This window comes from Geminocystis sp. CENA526 (assembly GCF_050753365.1).
In the GTDB taxonomy this organism is placed as follows: domain Bacteria; phylum Cyanobacteriota; class Cyanobacteriia; order Cyanobacteriales; family Cyanobacteriaceae; genus Geminocystis.
Genome location: NZ_JBLZFY010000128.1, coordinates 1 through 9797 on the forward strand (window position 1 = coordinate 1; position 9797 = coordinate 9797).

General features: G+C 36.7%; 9 protein-coding genes. 7 read left to right on the forward strand and 2 right to left on the reverse strand.

What is annotated here, in order from left to right:
• The first annotated feature begins 513 nt into the window (after positions 1-513).
• From ACN4EE_RS20375 to ACN4EE_RS20385, 3 genes are all read left to right on the forward strand, one after another.
• On the forward strand, positions 514-1626 hold the full coding sequence (locus ACN4EE_RS20375; protein WP_431708334.1) for a tetratricopeptide repeat protein: 1113 nt from the start codon (positions 514-516) through the stop codon (positions 1624-1626).
• On the forward strand, positions 1533-2297 hold the full coding sequence (locus ACN4EE_RS20380) for a HAMP domain-containing protein (RefSeq protein WP_431708335.1): 765 nt from the start codon (positions 1533-1535) through the stop codon (positions 2295-2297). The genes ACN4EE_RS20375 and ACN4EE_RS20380 overlap by 94 nt, the downstream gene beginning before the upstream one ends.
• Positions 2298-2488: 191 nt before the next feature.
• Entirely contained in the window at positions 2489-3331 is an 843-nt protein-coding gene (locus ACN4EE_RS20385) for a CPBP family intramembrane glutamic endopeptidase (protein WP_431708336.1), read from the forward strand.
• On the opposite strand, the gene ACN4EE_RS20390 is transcribed toward ACN4EE_RS20385, so the two are convergent.
• On the reverse strand, positions 3326-3550 hold the full coding sequence (locus ACN4EE_RS20390) for a hypothetical protein (RefSeq protein ID WP_431708337.1): 225 nt from the start codon (positions 3548-3550) through the stop codon (positions 3326-3328). The genes ACN4EE_RS20385 and ACN4EE_RS20390 overlap by 6 nt on opposite strands.
• Before the next feature lie 335 nt (positions 3551-3885).
• A complete protein-coding gene (locus ACN4EE_RS20395) occupies positions 3886-4929 on the reverse strand; it encodes a 30S ribosomal protein S1 (RefSeq protein ID WP_431708341.1) in 1044 nt (347 codons plus the stop codon).
• A 369-nt stretch (positions 4930-5298) separates the two neighbouring features.
• Between ACN4EE_RS20395 and ACN4EE_RS20400 the strand changes: the two genes are divergently transcribed.
• The 4 genes from ACN4EE_RS20400 to rimP all read left to right on the forward strand — a co-directional run bounded on the left by ACN4EE_RS20400 (position 5299) and on the right by rimP (position 9656).
• Positions 5299-6216, forward strand: a complete 918-nt coding sequence (locus ACN4EE_RS20400; protein ID WP_431708338.1) for an NAD(+) kinase — start codon at positions 5299-5301, stop codon at positions 6214-6216.
• Positions 6217-6329: 113 nt separating this feature from the next.
• Positions 6330-7292 carry a PRC-barrel domain-containing protein gene (locus ACN4EE_RS20405; protein ID WP_431708339.1) on the forward strand — a complete coding sequence of 321 codons (963 nt, stop codon included), beginning with the start codon at positions 6330-6332 and terminating at the stop codon, positions 7290-7292.
• Positions 7293-7520: 228 nt separating this feature from the next.
• Positions 7521-8819, forward strand: coding sequence for a histidinol dehydrogenase (gene hisD, locus ACN4EE_RS20410; RefSeq protein ID WP_431708340.1), 1299 nt, complete (start codon positions 7521-7523; stop codon positions 8817-8819).
• A 375-nt stretch (positions 8820-9194) separates the two neighbouring features.
• A complete protein-coding gene (gene rimP, locus ACN4EE_RS20415) occupies positions 9195-9656 on the forward strand; it encodes a ribosome maturation factor RimP (protein ID WP_431708343.1) in 462 nt (153 codons plus the stop codon).
• Positions 9657-9797 lie beyond the last annotated feature (141 nt).

Here is a 9797-nt window from a genome sequence, read left to right on the forward strand (position 1 = left end):
AATAAAAATAGTCTGTTAAATACTTCTTCATCTATCAAAAGGATTAATCACAATGATTTTATTCTCTCACAACTTGCCTCCTTAATATAACAAACAATACCTAACAACATTGTTGTGACTCGCTAAGTGTTTCAAAAATGAACTCTGAAAGACTGTTGTGACTCGCTAGGTATTTCAAAAAAAAAATTCTGAAAGACTGTTGTGACTCGCTAGGTATTTCAAAAAAAACGAACTCTGAAAGACTATTGTGACTCGCTAGGTATTTCAAAAAAAACGAACTCTGAAAGACTATTGTGACTCGCTAGGTATTTCAAAAAAGGAACTCTGAAAGACTGTTGTGACTCGCTAGGTATTTCAAAAAACGAACTCTGAAAGACTGTTGTTACTCGCTAGGTATTTCAAAAAAGGAACTCTGAAAGACTGTTGTGACTCGCTAAGTGTTTCATTTGACACTCTTGCCTCTTGCCTTTTGCCTTTTGCCTTCCTCCATCAAAAAACTTTTTTTACTAAACTATGACTACCATGAATCAATTACAGCAGGAAACCGTTAATTCTAACTTCTCTGATGAGATTAAATTTTTGCAAAATAATGTCACTGTTAATCCTCAAGATTTAACAGCAAAACTGAGTTTAGCTACTTTATTAGAACAAGAAAAATTTTATCACGAAGCGATCGAAGTCTATCAATCTATTATTGCTCAAGATACCGACAAAGTTTTTGCAGATACTGCCAATAAAGCCATTGAGGATATTACTAAAAAATATTTACTCTCAGAAGATGCTAACAGTGAAAATTTAAAAGAGGAGAAAGACACTACTATTTCTCTTCAAAATATTAATTTATGGCAAAAATTTAAAGACTTGCCTATCGTTTATAAACAATTTATTGCTTTATTGATTGCGAGTTTGGTTTCTACCTTCGGAGTTGTTATTGCAGGAAAATTAATTACCGATAATTTAGGTAGAAGTGAATTAAAAAATAGGGCTATTTCTGAATTGAATATCATCTCGATCGACTATAATGCTAACCTAGAAAATATCACGTCAGGATTCAGAGGAAAAGCTGATAATATTGCCATTATTCAAACAGCACAAAGTTATAAAAATGAGGGAAAAATTGAACCTAATTTAAAAAACACAGTAAGGACAATTTTAAATAACGAAATTGAGGCTAGGGGGATTGAATACGCTACTTTAGTGGGATTAAACGGACGCATTATTGTTAATGCCAATCAAGATAGATTTGGACAAAGTTTTATTCTTGAAAACTTAGTAAGTAGAGTTATTAAGTCAAGGGAAGTCTTAGAAACGAATGTGATTATTTCTCAAAAAGAAATCATTGCCGAAAACCCTAGTTTTGCTGAAAAAATTGAAGGTAAAAATGTCTTAATGAATATAAATTTAACTCCTGTTAATGATTTTCAATCCTCTCAAATGATAGCAGTATTAATGGCAGGGGAATTAGTTAATGATAATAGCCTATTATTGCAGGATATTATGTCAGCTATGGGGGCGGTTATAGTGCAATTTATATGTTTAAAGATAAAACCTTTCATCTCGTTACTTCAATTTTTCAACCTGTCGATAGTGAAGAATTTAAAACTAATATACCTTTACCCGATATGAGTCTTTTAGAAGAAATAAGTAAAGGGAATAATGACATAGTTACGGGAAGAATGTTGATAGAAAATAAATGGCATACTATTGCTATTAAAACTCTCCCTGATTCTGATGGAGACAACATTGCTTTTTTAGTGAGAGGTACTCCTGAAGCTAATCTACAACAAATTTTTAATCGCAGTGTTTCTTATCAAATTATTGTCGGCTTTTTGAGTTTAATTATCGCTTTAATGTTAGCTAGTTATTTCAGTAAAATTCTCACTCAACCCATCGAAAAATTACAACTTTTGGCAGAAAAAATTGGTAGGGGCGATCAAAATGTAAGGGCTAAAGTTACATCTAAAGATGAAGTAGGAAAATTAGCACAAACTTTCAATGACATGGCGGAAAAAATTGATACTTATACAGAGGAAATGGAAGTTATTGCCCAAGAAAGAGAGAAAGAAGCCCAAATTCAACGACAACAACGGGAAACTCTCCAAGAAAACGTGATTAATCTTTTATTAGACATCGAAAAAGCTAGTAAAGGAAATCTCAGTATTCAAGCCGAAGTCGTATCTGGGGAGGTAGGTTCGATCGCCGATGCGTTTAATGCTACCATGCCATGGAAATGCAGAAATCCGCCTCTCGCTTCCAAGTCAGCCAATAAAAATGAAGAAGTAAGAAGTAAAAAGTAAGAAGTAAGAAATAATGAGGAGTAACGTCGGGGTTTAATATATTAAACCCACCCCCACCAAAAAATCACAAATAGGGATTGTCTCATAGTATTTTCAAGAAGGTAGGGAAAAGGTAAAAGAAATGTTAAGAAAATACTGGAATATTTGCAAAAACTTTAAAATAGTTAAGTCAAAGACTTTTTTATCATTCCTTGAGTTTAAACATTTTGTTCGATCGAATTAAACATTATCCTTTTATTAGTAGATTAGGAATATTTATCTTAACTTTAGGCTTATTTTGGCTTCCTTTTGCCGTGCCTATTTACTATTTTTTAGGAGAAAAAGATTCTAATTTAACAACTATTATTACTATGGCAATTTTATTTGTCATTTTCCTATTTTTAGTAAAATTTTGGGGTAAATATATTTATAAAAATCAAGCTATTTTTAGTTATTATGGTTTAGTTAATAGTAAAAAAAATGCCTTGTATTTACTACAAGGTTTAACCATTGGTTTTAGTTTTACATGGTTATTATTTATTGTAGAAGCGTTACTAGGTTGGGTGAGTTTTCAATCTCCTTCTATGGCTTTCCCCCGTTTAATATTAGAAGGTTTTATTAGTGCCATTGGCATTGGATTTGCTGAAGAATTATTTTTTCGAGGGTGGCTATTATCAGAGTTAGAAAGGGATTTTTCTTTGGGAATTTCCGCTTTTTTGAATAGTCTTATTTTTGCTATTGCTCACTTTATTAAGCCACTGTCAGAAATTATCCGCACCATCGTTACTTTTCCTGCTTTATTATTATTAGGATATACCCTCGTATCCGCAAAACGATCGAGCCAAAATTTACTCGGTATTAGTATTGGTCTTCACAGTGGTTTAGTTTGGGGTTATTATGTTCTTAATGTGGGAGAAATGATCACTTATCTCGATCGAGTGCCACAATGGATTACAGGAATAGACAAAAATCCCATTGCTGGAATAATGGGTTTAGGTTTTCTCTCCATTTTATTATCTATTATTAAGATTAAAAAAATAGGAGCTAATTTATAGATATAAAAACTTTGGTATTAGGATTTTGTATTTTTCTAATACTATCCCTAAATCTTCTGCTTTTATCTGGTGGAGAGAAGCAGAATACTGTATTCTTAACAGTTCTGTCTGTAACTCTGTAATCTCTATTTTTCTGAGTGCTGAAAAGTAATCATTCACTGTCGGCACGGCTAACAATCCATCTACTATTTTTATCATCTTGGGGTCGATCGATAACATTTATGACCAGAAAATCCCCTAAAATATACCTGAGTGGGATATAAAAATAGGTGAGGGCTGACTTGGAAGACTCCGAAGACAGGCAGATTGTATTTCTGGTGAATGAATAAAATTCTCTCAAAAGTACATCAAAATATTGAGAATTTTTCTTCCATTCGACTTGTCCTCCTGTCTAGTTTTCATCATTTTCTTTATGTCGAACGGAGGTAAAATAGATACATTACCGCTAATCCCCTAGATAATAAATCTAGTTTCTAGCGAACGAATCGCACTATTACCTATTACCTATTACCTATTACTTCTCTTCATCAAAAGACTTTTTCCGCAGACCCTAATTATGCGTTGCTAGACACAAGATTTTCTTGAGCTACATCAGCCTCTGCATCAGAATTTTCAGGGGTTACATTTTCTAATGTTACCTCTTCTTCCGCAGTAATACCTTCTAATTCAGCAGGATCGATCGAAGCGGGTTCGGCATCACCAGCTAACAATTTCTCTCTGAATTTTTGAGCCATTTCTTCAGCCTTTTCAAAGACTAAATCACGGTTTTTGAGCATATCACCCGGTTCGGGTTCTAATTGCTTAGTAGAAAGGGAAATACGTCCTCTTTCAGCATCTAAATCAATAATCATCACTTTCAATTCATCATTGACATTAAATACACTGTGAGGAGTATCAATATGATCATGAGAAATCTCAGAAATGTGTAATAAACCGCTTACACCACCGATGTCAATAAATGCACCGTAGGGTTTAATACCACGAACAGAACCAATGACAACTTGACTTACTTCTAAGCCATTCATCTTACGTTCTACTAAAGCACGACGATGACTTAAGACAAGACGATTACGTTCTTCATCAACTTCCAAAAATTTAAGGGGTAAATCTTGACCAACTAAATCTTCTTTAGTATCCTTAGCGCTAATATGAGAACCGGGGATAAACCCTCTTAAACCTTCCACTCGCACTAATGCACCACCACGATTAGTAGCGAAAACGTTAGAATAAACGGTAGCATCTTCCTCTTGTAATTGACGAACCCTTTGCCATGCGCGCATATACTCAATTCTGCGAATGGATAAAGTTAATTGTCCGTCTTCATTTTCATCGGTAAGAATAAAAAACTCTCTGGTTTCGTTCGCTTGTAATACTTCTTGAGGATCATCAACTCTATTAATAGAAAGTTCCTGTACAGGAATATAAGCGGCGGTTTTTGCCCCGATGTCGATAAGCGCTCCACGGGATTCCATACTAAAAACAGTTCCAGCAACAATGTCACCAGGACTGAAATGATAATCATATTGATCTAAGAGTGCGGCAAAATCTTCATGGGTAAAACCAACATTACTGTTTAGAGTTTCTGTCTGACTGACCATAGGCATTTTGTTTAATTGTATTAATTTTATTAGTAAGTTTGATAATTCTTCATCCCTCCTCAGTAACTTAAAGTTCATTCAAGATTACTGACTAGATAGACATAGATTATTTAATATAATGTTACTCTATCGTTACAAAAGTGGACTATTAGGTTAAGTTATTCCCTCGACTTACATCTAAGGAATTTTTGTCATTATTTTTGTCTGTTGAGTACAGCACAAATTAATAACAGACAATTATCTACTCTAACATTAATAATGACCAATTAACAATGAGACTTGGTGAACGGTTCATTACTTTTCCAATGGGGGCAAGTTCTGGTAAAATTCGATCGATACTGTGCTAAAACCCCATAGGAAGAATTGTTGATGCCCAAAATTGGCGTTATTTATAACGATATTAAACCGACGGCTTGTCAAGTTGCCCAAGAATTGCAAAACCTGTTAACAGATCAAGGTTATCAAGTTTGTTTAGCAACGGGATACGCTGGTATTTTAGGATACTCTCATCCCGGTCGTCCCGTGTGTCATAGCCCCATTGAACAAATTGCCCCGGCAGGATTCGATCGAGACATGAGTTTTGCCATCGTTTTGGGGGGTGATGGTACAGTATTATCAGGATTTCGACAAGTAGCACCCCACAATATTCCTCTTTTAGCGGTTAATACTGGTCATTTGGGTTTTTTGACCGAAATTTATCTCAATCAGCTTTCTATGGCTTTAGAACAGGTGTTAGAAGGCAATTATCAAATAGAGACTCGATCGATGATGAAAGTTAGTGTCATGCGAGATGGTACAGCTTTATGGGAAGCCCTTTGTTTAAATGAGGTAGTAGTTCATAGAGAACCCTTAACCAGTATGTGCCATTTTGAAATTGCGATTGGACGACATTCTCCTGTGGACATCGCTGCCGATGGAGTCATTATTTCTACTCCCACAGGCTCAACGGCTTATTCCTTGAGTGCAGGAGGTCCTGTTGTCACCCCTGATGTGCCAGTCTTTCAACTTGCCCCTATTTGTCCTCATTCTTTGGCTTCCCGTGCCTTAGTCTTTTCCGATCGAGAACCTGTTACTATATATCCTGCTACCCATAATCAAATGGTGATGGTAGTGGATGGTAATGCTGGTTGTTATATTTTGCCCGATGATGAAGTTCATATAGTTCGATCGAAATATGACGCTCAATTTATCCGTTTACAACCCCCCGAATTTTTCCGTATCCTGCGAGAAAAACTAGGTTGGGGCTTACCTCATATCGCTAAACCAACCTCCGTAGAATTGCCCTAAAATCCGATGTGTGATTTTTAAGATCGATCGAGTAGAATAGAACTACCTCATCAGAGGTTATATTAAGTCTATAAATGGATACTCCTTTAAATTAAAACTATATATAAATTATTATGACAAGTGCAGATAATCGTTTACGCAACGAATTTTTGAATACTCAGGTTATCACTCGAAGTAGTGGCAAACGTCTAGGGGTAGTTCGAGAAGTGTTAGTGGATGTCGATCGACGGGAAGTAATAGCATTAGGATTAAGAGATAATCGTCTAGCCATGTCTGGCATACCTAAATATATGTATCTCAGTAGCGTTTCCCAAGGCGGAGACGTGATTTTAGTCGAAAATGAAGATGTGATCGAAGATGTGGATATAGATATTTACTCCCCCCTGATTAACTCCGAAGTCGTCACCGAAACAGGTGAACCTTTAGGCAAAGTCAGAGACTTTCAATTTAACCTACAAGATGGACAAATATATTCCCTAACCATTGCCGTCATCGGTTATCCTCAGATTCCTGAACAATTAATTAGTACCTACGAACTGTCCGTAGATGAAATAGTTAGTAGTGGACCTAACCGTATTATTGTGTTTGAAGGAGCAGAAGAACGTATAACTCAGCTTACCGTAGGAGTTTTAGAGAAATTAGGTATTGGGCGCCCTCCTTGGGAAAAAGAAGACGAGGGGATGTACTATGCACCCACCACCGCCCCTGAAAATCAGTTACCAACGGGTACACCCATGCGCCCCATTACACAACCAGTGTCACAACGTTCCACAGTTGTTGAAAATAACTGGAATGATGACGAATGGGAAGAAACACGCCCCATAGCACAACCGCCACGTCGTAAAGCTCAATCTATGCCTCTTTATGAAGATGATATAGAAGAAGACAACTGGGGTGAAAGTATGGTAGAAAGAGAACCAGCACCTCGTTATCAAGTGGATAATACCCCTAAACGCCGTTATCGGGATGACTCTATGGATGGGGATATGTGGGATGACGATGATGATTCTGATTATCGCCCTCAAAAAGTCAATATTCCTCAAAAACAAAAAATGCCTGAGTACGAAGAATATTAATAAGGAATGAGGAATTAGTAATGAGGAATTAGTAATGCAAGGGTTTAATATATTAAACCCAACCCCACCAAAAAAATATAAAAGAATTGCATCTTCATCATTTTATACTTTACTGAGGTTAATCAAGAATTAATAAATTGAGGAAAAAGATCAAATCCCCATAGTTAACAAATAAAACTGTTATCATAAGAACAATAGTTAAGATTTATTTAGTTTCATAGTATCTCGATGTTGCGAATAATAACAGATTCCGTCACAGCCCGACAAGAGTTGCAGCGCATTAGCGATCGCACTCACAATGAACAAATAGAAACACAGTCTGCCATCGTCAAAGAAATCATCGCTACGGTGAGAAAACGAGGGGATGATGCCTTATTGGAATATACCGAAAAATTTGATGGACAAACTATCACCAAAGACAATCTCAAAGTGAGTGGTTCGGAAATTGATGCGGCTTATCAACAAATTTCGAGGGAATTACTCTCAGCGATCAAACTAGCGGCTAAAAAAATCGAGGCTTTTCATCGTCAACGAGTGCCAAAATCATGGGTACAATTTGAAGAAGATAATGTTGTATTAGGAAGACGTTATACCCCTGTCGATCGAGCAGGTTTATATGTACCCGGGGGAAGAGCATCCTATCCTAGTACAGTGTTAATGAATGCCATACCTGCAAAAGTGGCACAAGTACCCCGCATCGTCATGGTGACACCCCCTAGCCAAGACGGCAAAATCAATCCTGCGGTGTTAGTATCCGCCTGTGAAGCAGGAGTAACAGAAATCTATCGAGTGGGAGGCGCTCAAGCCGTAGCTGGTTTAGCCTATGGGACAGAAACAATACCAAAAGTAGATGTAATTACAGGTCCGGGTAACATATATGTTACTTTAGCCAAAAAAGAAGTTTATGGTACTGTGGGTATTGACTCCTTAGCAGGTCCAAGTGAAGTATTAGTGATCGCCGATCGAAATGCTAATCCTACTCATATCGCCGTTGATTTACTTGCTCAAGCTGAACATGATCCCATGGCGGCATCTATTTTAATTACTGATTGTAACGTCTTAGCGGAAAAAGTACAAACGGAAGTAACACGGTTATTAGAAAATCATCCTCGTCGCATCCTCACAGAAAAATCGATCGCCCACTATGGCATAATAATCTTAACGGAAAATCTCACTCAAGCTGCCGAACTTTCTAACTTATTCGCCCCTGAACACTTAGAATTAGAAATAGAATCTCCTTGGGAATTAGTGGAACACATTCGCCATGCAGGAGCAATTTTTCTTGGTAACTCAACCCCCGAAGCCGTAGGAGATTATTTAGCAGGACCAAATCATACTTTACCAACATCTGGTGCGGCTCGTTATGCTTCCGCTTTAGGAGTGGAAACTTTTATGAAATATTCTAGTTTAATTGAGTATAGTCCGATCGCACTGCAAAAAGTATCTAAAGCGATCATCGATTTAGCAACGGCGGAGGGTTTAGCTTCCCATGCTGATTCTGTTAAGTTTAGAACCAAAAATCATTAATTATGGAGAAGGGAGGGGGGAGAAATGGACAGGTGGACAGCTAGAATTAACATACAGTTATTATTTTCTGATGGAGGAGGGCTTAATATATTAAGCCCCTACATTATTTCCTCAGTTATTAATTTTTATGTTATAATCAATATTAAAGCAAAACTCTACAGTTGATTTTCTTTACATTAAGTTAAAAATTGAGACTTTAGCAAAGCCTAGAAACAAATGTTCCGAGTCCGATTTTGAAGTTAGCTTAAAAGAGTCTTTGTGCAAATTACAGAAAGGCAAAAGTTTGTGTTCACTCAAATAATGCCTCGTAAGGAGTGGGTATCACCCGCTTTTTTTATTGCTTTTTATTGTTTATCGATCGAACTTTTATCTAATATGACTCATCCTTTACTCCCAAATATTACGGAAATTGCTGAACCCATCGCCCAAGAATTAAACCTAGAAATAGTCAATCTAGGCTTTCTTGCTCACAAAAATCCTCCAGTGTTAAGGGTGGACATTCGTAATCTTTCGGGAGATACCAGTTTGGATGACTGCGAAAAAATGAGTCGTTTATTAGAAGAAACCCTCGATACTAACAATATTATTCCTTCGGCTTATGTGTTAGAAATTTCTAGTCCGGGTATCGGTGAAAACTTGAGTAGCGAACGAGAATTTATTAGTTTTAAAGGTTTTCCTGTCATCGTAGAAACAAACACGGAGTATAAAAAACGCACTCAATGGGCAGGAAATCTGCAAGGTAGAGACGAAAAAGCAATACACATCAACTGTAAAGGCAAGATGGTAGCTATTCCTAGGGAGATTGTTAAACAAGTCAAACTCGAAAACAAAGAATAATGGGGAATTAAGAATTAAGAATGAAAAAAGCAAGAGGCAAGAGGCAAAAGGCAAAATTAAAAAGGAATGTAGGGGTTTAATATATTAAACCCAACTCCACCAAAAAAATCTAATTATCTCCTCCCCCTCTTCCCCCTCCTC

Excerpts from the sequence above, each read along its gene's own strand:
- ACN4EE_RS20375 (WP_431708334.1), top strand. The coding sequence starts at position 514 with ATGACTACCATGAATCAATTACAGCAGGAAACCGTTAATTCTAACTTC.
- ACN4EE_RS20380 (WP_431708335.1), top strand. The coding sequence starts at position 1,533 with ATGTTTAAAGATAAAACCTTTCATCTCGTTACTTCAATTTTTCAACCT.
- ACN4EE_RS20390 (WP_431708337.1), bottom strand. The coding sequence starts at position 3,550 with ATGTTATCGATCGACCCCAAGATGATAAAAATAGTAGATGGATTGTTA.
- ACN4EE_RS20395 (WP_431708341.1), bottom strand. The coding sequence starts at position 4,929 with ATGGTCAGTCAGACAGAAACTCTAAACAGTAATGTTGGTTTTACCCAT.
- ACN4EE_RS20400 (WP_431708338.1), top strand. The coding sequence starts at position 5,299 with ATGCCCAAAATTGGCGTTATTTATAACGATATTAAACCGACGGCTTGT.
- ACN4EE_RS20405 (WP_431708339.1), top strand. The coding sequence starts at position 6,330 with ATGACAAGTGCAGATAATCGTTTACGCAACGAATTTTTGAATACTCAG.
- hisD (WP_431708340.1), top strand. The coding sequence starts at position 7,521 with ATGTTGCGAATAATAACAGATTCCGTCACAGCCCGACAAGAGTTGCAG.
- rimP (WP_431708343.1), top strand. The coding sequence starts at position 9,195 with ATGACTCATCCTTTACTCCCAAATATTACGGAAATTGCTGAACCCATC.